The organism is Xanthomonas hortorum pv. cynarae (assembly GCF_002939985.1).
In the GTDB taxonomy this organism is placed as follows: domain Bacteria; phylum Pseudomonadota; class Gammaproteobacteria; order Xanthomonadales; family Xanthomonadaceae; genus Xanthomonas; species Xanthomonas hortorum_D.
This window is the reverse complement of record NZ_MDFM01000005.1, coordinates 1-17,499: the sequence shown is the minus strand read 5'-3', so window position 1 is coordinate 17,499 and position 17,499 is coordinate 1. Positions and strand designations below refer to the sequence as shown.

The following is a 17,499-nucleotide window of genomic DNA, read 5'->3' as shown; positions in this document are numbered from 1 at the left end:
CCCGGCGCGGCCTGTGCCATGTGTGGCAAGGCTGCACGTAGTGACGCACTGAGGGCCTTCGCTCTCTAAGGGCCTTCGTTCGCTGAAGCCGGCGAGCGCCGGCGGCTGGGATATCCTAGCGGGATGGCCCGCATCCCCGACGCATTCATCGATGAACTGCTTGCACGCACCGACATCGTCGAGGTGGTGGGCGGTCGCGTGCCGCTCAAGCGTCAGGGCAAGGAATACTCGGCGCGCTGCCCGTTCCATGACGAGCGCTCGGCCTCGTTTACGGTCTCGCCGACCAAGCAGTTCTATCACTGCTTCGGCTGCGGTGCGCATGGCACCGCAATTAGTTTTCTGATGAATTACGACCGCCTCGAATTTCTCGATGCGGTCGACGAGTTGGCCAAGCGCGCCGGCATGGAGATCCCGCGCGAGACCCAGCAGCGCACGCCGCAGCAGCAGGACGACAGCCGCGAGCTGTATTCGGCATTGGAAGCGGCAACGCAGTTCTTCCAGCGCCAGCTCGAAGGCAGCGAGCGCGCCCGCGACTATCTGGACGGGCGCGGCGTGGATGCCGACAACCGCGCGCGCTTCCAGATCGGCTACGCGCCCGATGGCTACAGCGCGTTGAAGGACACCCTGGGCACCGATGCGCGCCGCATGAGTGTGCTCGAGCGCGCCGGGCTGTTTTCCAAGAACGATCGCGGCCACGTCTACGACAAGTTCCGTGACCGGGTGATGTTCCCGATCTTCGACCGCCGCGGCCGCGTGATCGCCTTCGGCGGACGCATCATGGGCGCGCCGGCCGATGGCCGCGACCCCGGCCCGAAGTACCTCAATTCGCCGGAAACCGCGCTATTCCACAAGGGCCGCGAGCTGTACGGTCTGTGGCAGGTGCGCCAGGCCAATCAGAAGATCGAACGGCTGATCGTGGTCGAGGGCTACATGGACGTGGTCTCGCTGTTCCAGTTCGGCGTCACCCAGGCGGTGGCCACGCTGGGCACGGCAACGACCCCCGAACATGCCGAACTGCTGTTTCGCAACGCACCGGATGTGTATTTCTGTTTCGACGGCGACAACGCCGGCCGCAAGGCCGGTTGGCGCGCGCTTGAATCGGTGCTGCCGCGCATGAAGGACGGCCGCCAGGCGTTTTTTTTGTTTCTGCCCGATGGCGAAGACCCGGACACCATCGTGCGCAAGGAAGGCGCGCAGGCCTTCGATCAGCGGCTGAAACAGGCCACGCCGCTGTCGCAGTTCTTCTTCGACGAGATGTCGCGCGAGAGCAACCTGCACACGCTCGATGGCAAGGCCCGGCTGGCCGAACGCGCCAAGCCGATGCTGGCGCAGATTCCCGAAGGCGCGTTCGGCGATCTGATGAGGCAGGAACTGTCGCGCCTGACCGGGGTGGGTGCCAGCACCTCCACGCAAGCGTCTACGCCACAAGGGCGGCCACGGCCGCCTGCGCGCATGGGCGCACCCACGCAAAAACGCAGCCTGGTACGCGCGTCCATCGCCATCCTGCTGCAGCAACCGTCGCTGGCAATGAGCCTGGAAGGCGACCACGATTTTTCCGGCCTGCGCCTGCCTGGTATCGACCTGTTGATGGAGCTGCTGGCGCTGGTGCGGCAACGCCCGGAAATCAGCACCGGCGCCCTGCTGGAACACTTCGCCGAACGCGAAGAACAGGCCGCGCTGCAGAAACTGGCCGCACAGGTCTTGCCCGGCGACGAACACAGTTGGGCGATGGAGTTGCACGACGTGGTGGCGCAACTGGACAAGCAATTGCTGCGTCAGCGCCTGGACGAACTACAGGACAAGCAGCGCGCGCAAGGACTGGACGACACCGACAAATACGAGCTGCGCGAGCTGTTCAAGGCGCTCGCTGCGTTGTAGCGCGGGTTGCTGCTATCAAGGAAGGCCAGATTGTCGTGCGCGCTGCCCAGGACGCCACGCATCGTAGAATGACGCGCACCACGCGCCTGAGCGCGCACTCTCCGGGACCTCGATGAAGAAGCTGCTGGCGCGGTTGCGCATTGATCCATTCACCCTCGCGCTGCTGTGCACGGTCACGCTCGCCTCGTTTCTGCCGGTCTACGGCACCGCTGCCGCGATCATGGACGATGTCACCGATGTGGCGATCGCCGCGTTGTTCTTCCTGCACGGCGCGCGGTTGTCGCGTGAGGCCGTCAAGGCCGGCGCGCTGCATTGGCGCCTGCATCTGGTGATCCTGACCTGCACCTTCGTGCTGTTTCCGCTGCTCGGGGTGTTGTCCAAACCGCTCGCGCATCTGGCGCTGACACCGGAGCTGTATGTCGGCCTGTTGTTTTTGTGCGCGCTGCCATCCACGGTGCAATCGTCGATCGCCTTCACCTCAATGGCGCGCGGCAACGTGCCGGCCGCCGTCTGTGCAGCCTCGCTTTCCAGCCTGTTGGGCGTGTTTCTGACGCCATTGTTGATGGGTCTGTTGGTCGGCAGCCAGGGCGCGATGGCGCACCCGGCCGAGGCGATCGGCAAGATCATGCTGCAGCTACTGGTGCCGTTTCTGGCCGGGCATTTCCTGCGTCCGTGGATCGGCGGCTGGGTCGAACGGCATCGCGCCGTGCTGCGTTACACCGACCAGGGCACCATCCTGCTGGTGGTCTATACCGCCTTCAGCGCGTCGGTGAACGAAGGGCTGTGGCAGAAGACGCCGTTGCCGGCCCTGCTCGCCGTACTCGGTGCGGCCGCGCTGTTGCTGGCCGTTGCGATGCTCTCGATCACCTTCATCGCGCGCCGCCTGCGCTTCAACCGCGCCGACGAAATCGCAATTGTCTTCTGCGGCTCGAAGAAGAGCCTGGCCACCGGCGTGCCGATGGCCAGGGTGATGTTCGCCGGCGGCGGCCTGGGTGCGATCGTGTTGCCGATCATGCTGTACCACCAGCTGCAGCTGATCGTCTGCGCGTTCGTGGCCGCACGCTATGCACGTAGCGCACCGAGCGAGCCGCAAGCCGGTGCCGGTGGTCACTGAGCGCGATGATCACTGCACCGCGGTGGTCTGATCGCTTACACGCAGGCGCGGCCCGCGTATGCGTGGCCTACAGATGCCTGCTTGCTGTGGGCGGGTTGCATCTGCCGCAAACGCCAAGCCACTACGCTCCACGTGATGGCACTTCGCATTGCAGCTCGGAGCGGGTTCTAAGCAGATGGACAAGCGTCATGAGCTGTCGCATGGTTGGCAAGGCACAGCTCGCTAGAGTGCTTGATCGTCCCCCTGCCGCCCCCAATCGGTGATTGCCATGACGCTGTCGTTCCGACGCCCTTCCCCATCCTTGATCGTGCTGCTGGCGGTACTCGCCACCCTGACTGCCTGCGACAAGCCCGCGACGCCATCGGCACCCGCGCAGACCAAGACAACGGCCACGCCTGCCCCAGCATCCAGCATCGCCTGGCGCGAGGGCGATGTGGAAGACGCGTTTGTCGAGGCCAAGGAAAGCGGCAAACCGATCCTGCTGTACTGGGGCGCGGCCTGGTGCCCGCCGTGCAATCGTCTGAAGGCCACCTTGTTCAAGGACCCGGCCTTCATTGCCCGCACCCAGCAATTCGTGGCGGTGCACCTGGATGGCGATTCCGAAGGCGCGCAGGCCTGGGGCGAGCGCTTCGGCATCAAGGGCTACCCGACCATCATCGTGCTGCGCCCGGATCGCAGCGAGATCACCCGCCTGGCCGGCGACGCCGACAACGCGCGCCTGGCCGATGTGCTGCGCGTGGCGGCCAAGAGCACCAGCACCGCCAAGCAACTGCTCGACACCGCATTGCAGACCCCGCAGCAACTCAGCGCGGACGACTGGGCCGTGCTCGGCAATTACGCCTGGGGCACCGACGATCGGCTCGTCAAGCCCGATGAGGCCGTCGATGTGCTTACGCGCCTGTCCAAATCGGCCCCGCAGCCGGCCCTGCAACGCAGCTTCGCGCTGGCGGCGATTACCGCAGCCAAGGACCCACCGGCCGCCAGCGCGGCTTCGCGCACGCTGCTGGAATCGGTGCTGGCCGACCCTGCCGAAGTGCGCGCCAATCTCAGCACGCTGACCTACACGCCCGCGCGTCTGGTCGCCGCTGCCAGCCGCGATGCCGGCGAGCGCACCACGCTGTCCAACGCGCTGAATCTGGCATTGGACAAGGTCTACGCCGACACCGCGCTGCCGATCGCCGATCGGTTGGGCACCGCCTACGCGCAGATCCAGCTGGCACGCCTGGCGCAGGGCCAGCCCACCGAAACCGAAGCGAAAGGCCCGCAACCGCCGCTTCCCAAAACCGTGGTCGACACCGTGCAGCAACGCGTGCAATGGGCCACCGACACCGCCAAGACCGACGAAGAGCGCCAATCCACCATCAGCACCGCCGCGGCGCTACTGAGCGAAGTAGGCGATGGCAGTGGCGCCGAGCAGTTGCTGCTGGCCGAGTTGGCACGCAGCAAGACGCCGTACTACTACATGCCCGAACTGGCCGATCTGGCCGAACAACGCGGCGATAAAAAGACCGCGCTGTCCTGGCTCAAGAAGGCCTACGAAAGCGCGCAAGGGCCTGCCACCCGGGTGCAGTGGGGAGTGATGTATGTGGATGGCCTGATCCGGCTCAGTCCCGACGACACCGCCGGCATCGAGGCGGCGGCCACGCAGGTGATCGGCGAGCTGGCCGGGCAGCCCGATGGCTACCGGCAGCGCACCCGCCAACGCTTCGCCACGCTGGGCGCCACGTTGAAGACCTGGAGCAAGCAGCATCGCCAGCAAGGCAATGCGGTGCTGACACGACTTCAGCAAAAGATGCAGACCAGCTGCGGCAGCAAGAACACCAGCGAGTGCGCCAACTGGCTGAGCTGAGCCTGCGCAACCGTGCAGGCAGTTGCGCGGCGACTTGGCGCGGCTGACAGAGCACGGTTGGCAGCTGGCCAATGAATGTTGAACGTGCTCGGGACCGGCGTGTATGGCTGATACATGCCGCGTTCGAGCAATGGCCGCACCCATCGGCGGCCGCACAGCAGCTTTGTCAGCCGCTCCTGGCGTCAGCTGCCTGTCGCTGCCGCTAGCGCACCCACGGCAGCAGCAAGTGATCCACCATCAGGAACGCGAACAGCGCCATCAGATACACGATGGAGTAACCGAACATCTTCATCGAGAACAGTTCGTCCGGCGGGTCGAGCATGCGCCAGGCGTACCAGAGAAACACCACGTTGAGCACCAGCGCGCCGCCGAGATAGAACACCCCGCTCATGCCCACCGCCACCGGCAGCAGGGTCACGATCGCCAGCAGCACCGTGTACACCAGGATCTGCCTGCGCGTATGCGGCACGCCGTGGGTCACCGGCAACATCGGGATCGCGGCCTTGGCGTAATCGGCGCGACGGAAGATCGCCAGCGCCCAGAAATGCGGCGGCGTCCAGATGAAGATGATCAGCACCAGCAGCGAGGCATTGATCCAGTCGGCGCTGGTAGGCAAGCCCGTCACTGCCGCCCAGCCCAGCATCGGCGGCGTGGCACCGGCCAGCCCGCCGATCACGATGTTCTGCGAAGTCGCCCGCTTCAGGTACACGGTGTAGATCACCGCGTAACCGATCAGCGAAGCGAAGGTCAGCACCGCCGTGATGACATTCACCCAGACCACCAGAATGGTCATGGAAATCACGATCAGCACGCTGGCGAACAGCAGCACCTGCCACGGCCGCACCTTGCCCACTACCAGCGGGCGCCAAGAGGTGCGCGCCATCTGTGCATCGATCTTGGCATCGAGCAATTGATTGATCGCCGCCGCCGCCGACGCCGCCAGCCAGATGCCCAGAAAGCCCAACGCACCGGTGCGCACCTGCAGCCACGTCGGCACCTCGGGGATGGCCAGGAACATGCCCACCAACGCGGTGAACACGATCAGTGCCACCACCTTGGGTTTGGTCAGATCCCAGTAATCGCGTGCGCTGACAGCCATGTTCACTCCGGCGCGCGCAGCCGCGCCAACAACGAGACCAGCACGAACAACAGTGCCACCGCCCCGCCGTTGTGCAGCACCGACACTTCCAGCGGCAATGCCAGCTTGACGTTGAGCATGCCCAGCGTCACCTGCACCGCCACCAGCACCGCCAGCGCACCGGCCCACACGCGCATGCCCGGCGAGCGCGACAGGCGCCAGGCCAGCCACCACAGATACAGCGCTGTCGCAATCGCCCACAACCGGTGCGCCATCTGGATCGCGATACGCGCCGCGCCATCGAGCACGCCGCCTTCGTAATCCACGCCGATCCCGCGCCAGAGTGTGAAGCCTTCGCGGAAGTCGTGTGGCGGCCACCATTGGCTCACGCAACGCGGGAAATTGTCGGCCGACCAGCTACCGCCGCCGCAGGCCAGCGCCGCGTAGTTGGCACTGACCCAACCGCCCAGCGCGATCTGCAGGCCCAGCACCGCCACGCCCAGGCGCAGCAGCCATTTCAGCCGCGAAGCGTCGGCCAACGTGATCGGCAGATGCGTCGCGCGCCAGGCCATCCACACCAGCAGCGAGAACATCAGCATGCCGCCGAGCAGGTGGCCCATCACCACGATGGGCTTGAGCAGCAGCGTCACCGTCCACATGCCCAGCAACGCCTGGAAGATCACCACCGCCAGCGTCAGCACCGCCGCGCGGGCCAGATCGATATTGCTCCAGCGCAATGCCGCCATCAGCAGGATGGCCTCGCCCACGATCGCCACCCCGGACGCCAGGGTGTGCCAGCCGGACATGTACAGCGGGATCGACAACGCCACCAGCACCGCCGCAGTGACAACCTGGGCAATGCCCATGCGTCTGCGGCGCACCGCCAGCAACGACAGCACCAGCACTTCCACCCCGAGCGCGCCGGCCAGGAAACGGTGCACCTGCTCGCGCCAGGCCTTGTGCGACTCCAACGGACGGATTTTGCTGGCCACATGCGTGTTGGCTTCGTCGCTGGTCTGCGGCCAGGTGACGCGGCCATAGCAGGTCGGCCAGTCCGGGCAGCTCATGCCGGCATCGGACAGGCGCACGAACGATCCGAACAGGATCGTGCTCGCAGTGAACAACGCCGCCAGCCAGGCCATGCGATGGAAGTGGCGGAACAATGCCGGTGGCACAAACAGATTCATCGAAACGGGCTCACATCAGTTTCAGCAGCTTGACCAGATCGGCGCGCAGGCCGGCCGGGTCGAACCCTGGGGCATACCGCAGGATCACGAAGCCGTTGGGGTCGATCACATACACCGGCACGCCGGCGGCATCGGTAGCGCGTGGTAACGCCTGCCGCAGCCGCGCGTCGTCGCGCAGCACACGCAGCGCCGGCATCGGCGGCAAACCGGCCGGCGGGGTACCGACCCACAGCACCTCCACCTTGTCGGCGCGATGCCCGAGCAGTTGCCACACCTTGTCCAGTTCTGCCGCCAAGGTCACGCACTGCTGCGTGCAACTGGCGGGCGGTGCGAGCGCGATGCGCCATACGCGTTCGGCAGGCGTCCATGCATACGGCTGCCCGTCCGCGCGCAGCGGCACCAAGGCGCGCAGGTCGGCGGGCGGCTTCAGCAGTTCGCCGTGATTGCGCATCGATGCCGGCTGCCATCCGGAGAAGCGCAGCACGCCGGCCAGCAACATCGAGCCGAAGAACAGCACCGCCAGGGCAATCAGCATCCTGCGGCCGCGTTTGACCGAATGCGGCGTGGCCGATGTGGATGAGGTCATGCCGGCGATTTTCTCATGCCGCAGGCGTCAGTGCCCGCGTCGACGGCGGCGACGCGCACGCCATGTCAGCAACGTCGCGGTGACCAATACCGCTGCGGCCAGACCGAACCATTGCACCGCATAACCCAAGTGCCGCGCGGGTGGCAGCGTGTTCGGCAGCATCTCCAGATCGCGCGCGTAACCGACCGGTAGGGCCGGATCCAGCCGCAACACCTGCGACGAAATGTCGCGCCTGCCAAAGGCACTGCGCAGGGCCGGCGCATCCAGGCGTGTGGCCAGCCAGGTCTGCGGCGTACCGGCGGGGGCCATTGCCGGCCCGATCGCAAGCCCAGCCGAGGGCGGCGCGCTGAGTAACCCCCGCATTGCCTGGGTCCCGTGCAGTGGCGTGATCGTCGGTAACTGCCGATTGGCCGGCAACGGCAGCCAGCCCAGCTCGATCAGTAGTGTGCCTGCGCTGCCTTGTGGCGCGGCAAGTTGATAAACGCGCACACCGGCGCGCCCTGCATGCAGTTGGTTGTCCAGCAACACCTGCTGCGGCAGAAAACGCACGTCTCCGCTCGCCCATGCCAGCGCATGCGGCGTGGCTAACGCTTGCACCAAGGTCAACGGCATCTCGCGCACATGCGCGGCGTGTTCCAGCAAGGCTTGCTTGCTGTGCATGCGCTGCAGCTGCCAGTACCCAAGCGCCGCAAAACCCGCGCTGACCAGCAACGCCAGACACCAACCCAACACCGCCGTGTGCTTGCGCATCATGACAAGCGACGCAAAAAGGCGTGCAATGCCGTTACCACGCCGACGACCACCGGGGCTGTTGTGAACGATTCGCTCAAGACGCTGCTGATTGTCGCCTTCCTGATCGTGATCCTATGGAACCTGGGCGCAGGTCTCTATTACCTGCTCACCGATCGGGGCGAGACCAAGCGCACCGTCAACGCACTCACCTGGCGCATCGGTCTGTCGGTCGCGCTGATCGCGGTGGTGATCCTCGGTATCTACACCGGCTGGATCAAGCCGCATGGGCTCGGCCGCTGACGCGGCCGATGGGATTGGGGATTCGACATTAGGGATTCGTAATAGCAAAAGCGGATCGCTCTTGCGAAATCCCAATCCCGACTCCCCAATCCCCACCCTCAAAGCACATACACGAACAGGAATAGCGCCAGCCATACCACGTCGACGAAGTGCCAATACCACGCGGCCGCTTCAAAGGCGAAATGGTTGTCGCGGGTGAAGTGCCCGCGCGCAACCCGCAGCCACATCACCGCCAACATGATGGTGCCCAGCAACACATGCATGCCGTGGAAGCCGGTAAGCATGAAGAACGTGGAGCCGTAGATGCCGGAGCCAAGCGTCAGATTGAGCTCGGTGTAGGCGTGGATGTATTCCTCCGCCTGCAGGAACAAAAACACGCAACCCAGCAGCACGGTCAACCCGAGCCACAACAGCAGCGCACCGCGCCGGCCACCTTTCAGCGCGTGATGGGCAATGGTCAGCGTCACACCGGAGCTGAGCAGGATCAACGTATTGATCAGCGGCAGGCCCCACGCCGGGATGGTCTGGAACTGCCCGCCGATCGTGCCCGGGCCATTGGTCGGCCACGCGGCGGAATAGCCATTCCACAGCAGCTCGTTGGTCATCACACCATCGCCTTCGCCACCCAGCCAGGGCAGCGTCAGCACGCGCGTATAGAACAACGCACCGAAGAAGGCGCAGAAGAACATCACCTCGGAAAAGATGAACCACACCATCCCCATGCGGAAGGACCCATCCACCTGGCGGTTGTAGTGCCCGGCATTGGATTCGCGGATGACATCGCCAAACCACATGAACAAGGTCGCCAGCAACATCGCAACGCCAGCGAAGAACGTCCAACGTCCCCATGCCGCATCGTTGAGCCAGCTGGCCACGCCAATCATCATCACGAACATCGCAATCGACCCGACAAACGGCCACTTGCTATGGCTCGGGACGAAATACGCGTCGGCATTGGGACTGTGGTCGGCCATGGCGTTGCTTCCGTGTCGGTGCTGCGTGTGGAGAAAGGATTACGGTGCCGCGCGCGGCGCGCTGGATGCGCCACCGCCTTGCAACTCCGAGGTCAGGGTGTCGTTGCGATAGAACGTGTAGGACAAGGTGATCGTGGTGACTTCCGGCGGCAAAGCAGGGTCGACGATGAAACGCAGCGGCATATCGCGCGTTTCGCCGGCCTGCAAGGTCTGCGCGGTAAAACAGAAACATTCGGTCTTGTTGAAATATCCGGATGCACGCGCCGGTGCGACCGACGGCACCGCACTGCCGACCACCGCACGCACGCTGTCGTTGCGCGCGAAATACAAGGCTTCGTTGAGTTCGCCCGGCACCACATCCATCGTCATCTGCTCGGGATGGAAGGTCCAGGGCAGTTTGGAATTGACCCCGGCATCGAACTCCACCCTCACCGTACGCTTGCCCGCCGCTGCAGCCCCGGCAGCACTCGCATGCGAGCTGCCAGGTGCTCGCTCCATGCGAATGCCGAAGACTTTTTCGCAGGCGATGCGGTACAGCGGCACCAGCGAAAAGGTCAGCACGAACACGCCCAACACCACGCCCAGCAGTTTGAACAGGCCGGCAGTCGGTGCAGGCGCGGGCGCGTGGGTACTCACCGCCCAATGACTCCCGAAGCGATGAAACCTGCGTAGATCAGCAACGCGATGATGCCGACCGTGATCGCGGTGCGGCGCACCGCGCGGCGCTGTTGCGCCTGCCGTTCGGCAGCGGAGAGCAAACGTGCCACAGCCGGCAGCGGTGCGGACTCAGTGACCGATGTCTTCATGCGCGAGATCTCCAGGCTTGATCACCGGCGGCACGGTGAAGGTATGCGCCGGCGCGGGCGATGGCACCGTCCACTCCAGCCCCTTGGCGCCTTCCCACGCGCGCGCCTCGGCCTTTGCGCCATTGCGCAGCGAGGCAAACAGGATGCCGGCCATCAGGAAGGGCGTGGCGAACATGCCGAACGCGCCGATCGAGCTGATCAGGTTCCAGTCGGCGAACACCACGTTGTAATCGGGAATCCGCCGCGGCATGCCGGCCAGGCCGAGAAAATGCTGCGGGAAGAACAACAGATTGACGAACACCATCGTCCACCAGAAATGGAACTTGGCCCAGGCCTCGTTGTACATGCGCCCGGTCCACTTCGGCCACCAGTAATACACCGCCGCAATCAGCGCGAACACCGCACCGGTGACCAACACATAATGGAAATGCGCGACCACAAAATAGGTGTCGTGATACTGGAAATCCGCCGGCACGATCGCCAGCATCAGACCCGAGAACCCACCGATGCTGAAGAGAATCACGAACGCCACCGCCCACAGCATCGGCGATTCGAACGTCAGCGAGCCCCTCCACATCGTGCTGACCCAGTTGAACACTTTCACCCCGGTCGGGATGGAGATCAGCATCGTGGCGAACATGAAGTAGATTTCGCCACCGAGCGGCATACCCACGGTGAACATGTGGTGCGCCCACACGATAAAGCTCAGGAACGCGATCGCCGCGATCGCATAGACCATCGCCTGATAGCCGAACAGCGGCTTGCGGCTGAAGGTTGGGATGATCTCGCTGACCACGCCGAACGCCGGCAGGATCATGATGTAGACCTCGGGATGCCCGAAGAACCAGAAGATGTGCTGATACATCACCGGGTCGCCGCCGCCGGCTGCGTTGAAGAAGCTGGTGCCGAAGAACTTGTCGGTCAGCAACATGGTCACCGCACCGGCCAGCACCGGCATCACTGCGATCAGCAGGAACGCGGTGATCAGCCAGGCCCAGCAGAAGATCGGCATCTTCAACAGATCGATACCGGGTGCACGCATGTTGAGCACGGTGGCGATGATGTTGATCGCGCCCATGATCGAACTGACGCCGGCGACATGGATCGCAAATACGCTGAAGGCCACGTTGTAGCCACCCTGCAGCGACAGCGGCGGGTACAGCGTCCAGCCACCGGCCGGCGCACCGCCTGGCAGAAACAACGTCAGCAACAGTAGGGTGAACGCGACCGGCAGCAGCCAGAACGACCAGTTGTTCATGCGCGGCAGCGCCATGTCCGGCGCGCCGATCTGCAGCGGAATCATCCAGTTGGCCAAGCCGACGAAAGCCGGCATCACGCCACCGAAGATCATCACCAGTGCGTGCACGGTGGTCATCTGGTTGAAGAATTCGGGTTTGACGAACTGCAACCCGGGCTGCATCAATTCGGCGCGAATCACCACGCTCATCGCTGCGCCGATGATGAACATCACGAAGGAAAACAGCAGATACAGCGTGCCGATATCCTTGTGATTGGTCGAGAAAAACCAGCGCTCGACGAAACCGGGCTGGTGGTGTCCGTGGTGATCGACTGCGGTATGCGCCATGACGGAACGACCTCTATAAAGCGGTGCGATTGCGAGCGATTAAAGAGCGGCGGTCGGTGCGGCGGCGGGAACAGGCGCGGCGGCGGGAGCGACCTCCCCGGCAGGCGCTGCTGCAGGTGCGGAGACCGGTGCAGGTGCACCTGCCGGTGTTGCGCTTGCACTGCGACGCGCCGCCAGCCAGCGCTGGAATTCGGCCTTGGGCAACGCCTCCACCACAATCGGCATGAAGCCATGATCCTTGCCGCACAACTCGGCGCACTGCCCGCGATACACGCCCGGCTGCTCGATGTTGGTCCATGCCTCGTTGACGATGCCGGGGATGGCGTCCTGCTTCCAGCCAAGGGCCGGCACCCACCACGCATGAATCACGTCGTCGGCAGTGATCACGAAACGGATCTTGGTGCCGACCGGCAGTACCAGGCGGTTGTCCACGTCCAACAGATAATGCGGTTGCGATGCAGCGGTCGGACGCTCGCCACTCTGGCGGATGCGATCGGATTCGCGGGCCAGCCGGCTGGTGAATTCCACGCCCTGGCCCAGATACTCGTATTTCCACATCCACTGGTAGCCGGTCACCTTGACGGTCATTTCCGACTCGCGCGTGTCGTACATCGCAATCAGCTTGGCCGTTGCCGGCCAGGCCATCGCAATCAGCACCAGCACTGGAATCACCGTCCACAGCACTTCGGCCGTGGTGTTATGGCTGAATTGCGCAGCCACCGCGCCCTTGGACTTGCGGAACTTGAAGATCGCATAGCCCATCGCACCGAACACCAGCGCGCCGATCACCACGCAGACCCACAGCGCCACCATGTGCGCCTCATAGGCCATGCGCGCGGTCTGCGTGACTCCGCGGCCCATGTTGAGCTGCCATTCCTTCGGGTCGGCCGATTGCGCCCAGGCACCTTGTGCGCTCAGCAGCGCCGTCATTGCCAGGCTCACTTTCGTATATATCGACTTCCAGCTGCTGCGTTGCGTCATTGCCTAGACCCTTACGTCATCGGTGACGGCCATTGGCGGCCGCGAGCAAGCGTTTCAGCGTAGTTGCCAGTTCCACACGTTCGGCCGGCCCGAGAAAACTTCCGATCTCGATTTGCCTGCCGCTGCTTATCAGCAACACCCTGTCGTCGCGTTCCATGGATAACCGCACCCAGTGCGGATGAGCCTGAAACGCTGGTGGCGCATGCCCGGACGGAAACACCTCGACAACGGCTTCCCCCACCCGGATCGCTTCTTCGCGCTCGCCACTTCGCCACAACTGCCGTAGCGCCAGCGCCACCACACCACTGTGCAACAGGGCGAACACCGGCGCGAACGCATTGCCGGTCCACCACCCCAGGCCTGCAAACAACCACATCGTTCCCGCCAACACTGCGAACAATTGCACGAATTGCCTGGCAGACAGTGCCCGCGGGGGCCGCAACCGCACCTGCGTCCCAACCCCTTCGGACATCAACGGCAGCACTTCGATCATTGGCAACACGCAGCGCACTGCGGGAATAGCCCGATGGTAGACCCGCGCGAACGCATGCGGCAAGCGTTTCCGGCAATCATTCAATTGCTGCAGTGCAGCTAAAAACGCGCGTAAATCAAACACTTCCCCGATGCAGGTGGCTGCAGCCAGCAGCGATCGAGTCCGCTTGAGCGTGCGATGGCGACATGCACAAAACGGCGGAAAAGTTGCCGCTTCCACACAAGTGCGCAGGTACTTCCGCTCTCTAGAATGAGCGCGGATCCCCAGGCATCTTTCGCATGAACGCTCAGCTCGACCCGCTTGCCTCCAACCCAGTTGCGCGCCCGCTGTTGGCGCCCGAGCTGCCTGCCTCACCCGGCGCATTGCGTGCCGCCATCACCGCCGCCTGGCTCAAGGACGAAGCCGAGCACATGCGCGAGCTGCTCGACCAGGCCCGCCTGCCCGCCGCCGAACAGGCCAAGGTGCAGGCAGTCGCGGCCGACTTGGTCACCCGTGTCCGCGCACGTGCGCAGGACCAGGGCGCGATCGAAGCCTTCATGCGCCAATACGACCTGGGCAGCGAGGAAGGTGTGCTGCTGATGTGCGTGGCCGAAGCGCTGTTGCGCATTCCCGACCAGGACACCGCAGACAAGCTGATCCGCGACAAGCTCGGCGATGCGGACTGGAAAAAGCACGTCGGCGGTAGCGATTCGGTGCTGGTCAATGCATCGACCTGGGGCCTGATGCTCACCGGCAAGCTGGTGCAACTCAACGACCTCACCCGCGCCGACGTACCGGGCGCGTTCAAGCGGTTGATCGGCCGCGTTGGCGAACCGGTGATTCGCCTGGCCGTGCGCCAGGCGATGAAGATCATGGGCCACCAGTTCGTCATGGGACGCACCATTGGTGAAGCACTCGCGCGCTCGCGCAAGGGCGACAACGCCAACTACCGCTATTCGTTCGACATGCTCGGCGAAGGCGCGTTGACCATGAAAGATGCGCAGCGCTATCTGCAGGCGTATCGCGATGCCATCCATGCGATCGGCCGCAGCGGCAAGTTTGTCGGCACCGACGTATTTGCAGCGCCCAGTATCTCGATCAAATTGTCTGCGCTGTATCCGCGCTACGAGCACGCCAAACGCGCACGCGTGATGGCCGAGCTCGTACCGGGTGTGCTGGAGCTGGCGCAGCTGGCCAAGTCCTACGGTATCGGCTACACCGTCGATGCCGAAGAAGCCGATCGTCTGGAACTGTCGCTGGATATCATCGAGGCCACGTTCTCCGACCCATCGCTGGATGGCTGGGAAGGCTATGGTTTGGCGGTGCAGGCGTATCAAAAGCGCACGCCCTACACGATCGACTTTCTGGCCGATCTTGCGCGTCGTGTCGGTCGTCGGATTCCGGTGCGTCTGGTCAAGGGCGCGTACTGGGATGCGGAGATCAAGCGCGCACAGATCGAAGGCCACCCTGGCTATCCGGTCTTTACGCGCAAGCAGAACACCGACGTGTCGTATCTGGCCTGCGCACGCCGCATGTTCGCGCACAGCGATGCGCTGTATCCAATGTTCGCCACGCACAACGCGCAGACCATCGCTGCGGTACGCGCAATTGCGACGAGCAAGAATTACGAACACCAGAAACTGCACGGCATGGGCGATGACCTGTATGCCGAAGTGATTCCAGCCGATCGCCTGGGACTGCCATGCCGCGTGTACGCACCGGTCGGCTCGCACGAAGATCTGCTGCCGTACCTGGTGCGTCGCCTGCTCGAAAACGGCGCCAATTCCAGCTTCGTCAATCGCATTACCGATGAGGATGTCGCCATCGAAGACCTGATCCGCGATCCGGTCGAAGCGGTGTCGTCGTTTAGCTCCATTCCGCATCCCAAGATTCCGCTGCCGACCGATCTGTTGCGCAGCCAGAACCAGCACAGGAAAAACTCCATGGGCGCCAATCTCGCCAACGACAACGATCTGCGGCAGCTGGCCGAGCAACTCAACGCCGCAGTCAAACCGTGGAAGGCCAGCCCACTGGTGCCCGGCGCAGTACTCAGCACGCCCAGCGAAGCGGTACTCAACCCGGCAGACCGACGTGAAACCGTCGGGCATTGGCAGCCGGCCGATCCGGCAACCGTGCAGAAGGCACTGGCGTCCGCTGCCGCCGCGCAGCCCGCCTGGAACCGCACGCCTGCCGCCAGCCGCGCCACCATCCTGGAGCACGCGGCCGACCTGCTCGAGGCGCGCATGCCCGAGTTCATGGCGATCTGCGTCAAGGAAGCCGGCAAGACTCTGCCCGACGCCGTGGCCGAGGTCCGCGAAGCAGTCGACTTCCTGCGCTACTACGCCGGCCAGGCACGCGCCCAGTTCGGTGCGCCCGAGCGCCTGCCCGGTCCAACTGGCGAATCCAACGAGCTGCAGTTGCATGGGCGCGGCGTGTTCGTCTGCATCAGCCCCTGGAACTTCCCGCTCGCCATCTTCCTGGGTCAGGTCGCCGCCGCCCTGGCCGCTGGCAACAGCGTCATCGCCAAGCCGGCAGAGCAAACCAACCTGATCGGCTACGCGGCAGTGAAGCTGCTGCAAGAAGCGGGCATCCCCGAGGCTGTCGTGCAGTTCCTGCCTGGCGATGGCGCGACCGTCGGCGCCGCGCTGACTAACGATCCGCGCGTGGTCGGCGTCGCTTTCACCGGCTCCACGGAGACCGCACGGGTCATCAACCGCACCCTGGCTGCACGCGACGCCGCGATCGGTGTGCTGATTGCCGAAACCGGCGGCCAGAATGCCTTCATCGCCGACTCCTCTTCATTGCCCGAAGCCGTCGTCAAGGATGCGATCTCCAGCGCCTTCATGTCCGCCGGCCAACGCTGCTCGGCCGCCCGCGTCTTGTTCGTGCAGGACGACATCGCCGACAAGGTGATGACCATGCTCGCTGGTGCCATGGGCGAGCTTAAGATTGGCGACCCTGCGCTACTGTCCACCGACGTTGGCCCGGTAATCGACGCAGATGCACTCAAGATCCTCGACGATCATGCAGCACGCATGGATCGCGAAGCGCGCCTGATCGGCAGCACGGCACTGGATCCAACGACCGCGCATGGCAGCTTCTTCGCCCCGCGCGCCTATGAGCTGACCACGCTGACGCAGCTGCAACGTGAGATCTTCGGACCGGTGCTGCATGTAATTCGCTGGAAAGCGGACCAGCTCGATGCCGTTATCGACCAGATCAACGCCACAGGTTATGGACTGACGCTAGGTGTGCACTCGCGTATCGACGAGACCATCGACCGCATCACCACACGCGTTGCGGTCGGCAATGTCTACGTCAACCGCAATCAAATCGGCGCCGTCGTCGGCGTACAACCCTTCGGCGGCCAAGGCCTCTCCGGTACCGGTCCCAAGGCCGGCGGGCCGCACTACTTGCTGCGCTTCGCGACGGAGAAGGTCGTTACCGTCAACACCACAGCCGCGGGCGGCAACGCCTCTTTGCTGACACTGGGCGACTAAAAGTTCGCTCGGCAACAAGAGTAACTCTTTCGCCCAAACAAACAAAAACCCCGCGGAAGCGGGGTTTTTGTTGCGTCCAGATTTGCCAATGAGCCGCCACAGCTAAATCGGCTCAGCGTTCAAGCGCCGCACGAAAGTAATCCTGTGCCGGATCAAGATATTCCTTTCAGCACCTTGAGCACATTGCGTCATCTCATCTTCAAGCAATGTCTTGCCGGAAGCGGCAAAACATAACTCAATACATTGTCGTGCCTTGCGGTAATGGATTACGTCAGCGATGGATTCGCTGTGGTTTAACGCATCAAGGCAACAGATGTATCGCACTAAGTCGATCTGCACTGCAATGCAGCAGCTCAGGCATGCAGATATCCAATAGGCGAGGCCGGCGATGTTGCCGACGTGACGGATATGGTGGCGGAGCCAGATAAACCCAAATCTCGTGTTAGCCAGATCTACG

General features: G+C 63.9%; 16 protein-coding genes. 5 read left to right on the top strand and 11 right to left on the bottom strand.

Features of this window, described 5'->3' with window-relative positions:
- The first annotated feature begins 123 nt into the window (after positions 1–123).
- The 3 genes from dnaG (at position 124) to XcyCFBP4188_RS04720 (ending at position 4,841) form a co-directional block, all read left to right on the top strand.
- Positions 124–1,878 carry a DNA primase gene (gene dnaG / locus XcyCFBP4188_RS04730; RefSeq protein ID WP_104591715.1) on the top strand — a complete coding sequence of 585 codons (1,755 nt, stop codon included), beginning with the start codon at positions 124–126 and terminating at the stop codon, positions 1,876–1,878.
- 112 nt (positions 1,879–1,990) lie between these two features.
- Positions 1,991–2,992, top strand: a complete 1,002-nt coding sequence (locus XcyCFBP4188_RS04725; RefSeq protein WP_104591714.1) for a bile acid:sodium symporter family protein — start codon at positions 1,991–1,993, stop codon at positions 2,990–2,992.
- 268 nt (positions 2,993–3,260) lie between these two features.
- Complete coding sequence (locus XcyCFBP4188_RS04720; protein ID WP_104591713.1) at positions 3,261–4,841, top strand: thioredoxin family protein; 1,581 nt, start codon at positions 3,261–3,263, stop codon at positions 4,839–4,841.
- Positions 4,842–5,043: 202 nt separating this feature from the next.
- On the opposite strand, the gene cyoE is transcribed toward XcyCFBP4188_RS04720, so the two are convergent.
- From cyoE to XcyCFBP4188_RS04700, 4 genes are read right to left on the bottom strand one after another with little or no spacing between them, the layout of a single operon-like run.
- Positions 5,044–5,940: a heme o synthase gene (cyoE, locus tag XcyCFBP4188_RS04715; RefSeq protein ID WP_074056519.1), complete on the bottom strand. Its 897-nt coding sequence runs from the start codon at positions 5,938–5,940 to the stop codon at positions 5,044–5,046.
- A 2-nt stretch (positions 5,941–5,942) separates the two neighbouring features.
- Positions 5,943–7,106, bottom strand: a complete 1,164-nt coding sequence (locus tag XcyCFBP4188_RS04710; protein ID WP_006449733.1) for a COX15/CtaA family protein — start codon at positions 7,104–7,106, stop codon at positions 5,943–5,945.
- A gap of 10 nt (positions 7,107–7,116) precedes the next feature.
- Complete coding sequence (locus XcyCFBP4188_RS04705) at positions 7,117–7,692, bottom strand: hypothetical protein (protein ID WP_043907994.1); 576 nt, start codon at positions 7,690–7,692, stop codon at positions 7,117–7,119.
- 27 nt (positions 7,693–7,719) lie between these two features.
- Entirely contained in the window at positions 7,720–8,445 is a 726-nt protein-coding gene (locus XcyCFBP4188_RS04700) for an SURF1 family protein (RefSeq protein WP_006449735.1), read from the bottom strand.
- 60 nt (positions 8,446–8,505) lie between these two features.
- Between XcyCFBP4188_RS04700 and XcyCFBP4188_RS04695 the strand changes: the two genes are divergently transcribed.
- Entirely contained in the window at positions 8,506–8,724 is a 219-nt protein-coding gene (locus tag XcyCFBP4188_RS04695; protein ID WP_006449736.1) for a twin transmembrane helix small protein, read from the top strand.
- Positions 8,725–8,822: 98 nt separating this feature from the next.
- Here the strand turns inward: XcyCFBP4188_RS04695 and XcyCFBP4188_RS04690 are convergent, their stop codons facing one another.
- From XcyCFBP4188_RS04690 to XcyCFBP4188_RS04665, 6 genes are read right to left on the bottom strand one after another with little or no spacing between them, the layout of a single operon-like run.
- Entirely contained in the window at positions 8,823–9,698 is an 876-nt protein-coding gene (locus XcyCFBP4188_RS04690; RefSeq protein ID WP_006449737.1) for a cytochrome c oxidase subunit 3, read from the bottom strand.
- A gap of 39 nt (positions 9,699–9,737) precedes the next feature.
- The gene (locus tag XcyCFBP4188_RS04685; protein WP_006449738.1) at positions 9,738–10,334 is read right to left on the bottom strand and encodes a cytochrome c oxidase assembly protein; all 597 of its coding nucleotides are present in this window, start codon (positions 10,332–10,334) and stop codon (positions 9,738–9,740) included.
- Positions 10,331–10,504 carry a hypothetical protein gene (locus XcyCFBP4188_RS04680; protein ID WP_043907995.1) on the bottom strand — a complete coding sequence of 58 codons (174 nt, stop codon included), beginning with the start codon at positions 10,502–10,504 and terminating at the stop codon, positions 10,331–10,333. Before XcyCFBP4188_RS04680 ends, XcyCFBP4188_RS04685 begins: the two co-directional genes overlap by 4 nt.
- Positions 10,485–12,089 carry a cytochrome c oxidase subunit I gene (gene ctaD, locus XcyCFBP4188_RS04675; RefSeq protein ID WP_095574994.1) on the bottom strand — a complete coding sequence of 535 codons (1,605 nt, stop codon included), beginning with the start codon at positions 12,087–12,089 and terminating at the stop codon, positions 10,485–10,487. Before ctaD ends, XcyCFBP4188_RS04680 begins: the two co-directional genes overlap by 20 nt.
- Positions 12,090–12,128: 39 nt before the next feature.
- Entirely contained in the window at positions 12,129–13,070 is a 942-nt protein-coding gene (gene coxB, locus XcyCFBP4188_RS04670; RefSeq protein WP_006449741.1) for a cytochrome c oxidase subunit II, read from the bottom strand.
- A gap of 16 nt (positions 13,071–13,086) precedes the next feature.
- Positions 13,087–13,563, bottom strand: coding sequence for a DUF2244 domain-containing protein (locus XcyCFBP4188_RS04665; RefSeq protein WP_006449742.1), 477 nt, complete (start codon positions 13,561–13,563; stop codon positions 13,087–13,089).
- Positions 13,564–13,841: 278 nt separating this feature from the next.
- Here XcyCFBP4188_RS04665 and putA point away from each other — a divergent pair, with 278 nt between their 5' ends.
- Positions 13,842–17,042, top strand: a complete 3,201-nt coding sequence (gene putA / locus XcyCFBP4188_RS04660) for a bifunctional proline dehydrogenase/L-glutamate gamma-semialdehyde dehydrogenase PutA (protein WP_104591712.1) — start codon at positions 13,842–13,844, stop codon at positions 17,040–17,042.
- A 102-nt stretch (positions 17,043–17,144) separates the two neighbouring features.
- Here putA and XcyCFBP4188_RS23250 read toward each other — a convergent pair.
- Positions 17,145–17,499: hypothetical protein (locus XcyCFBP4188_RS23250; protein ID WP_218972675.1), on the bottom strand; the 355-nt coding region annotated here is incomplete at its 5' end.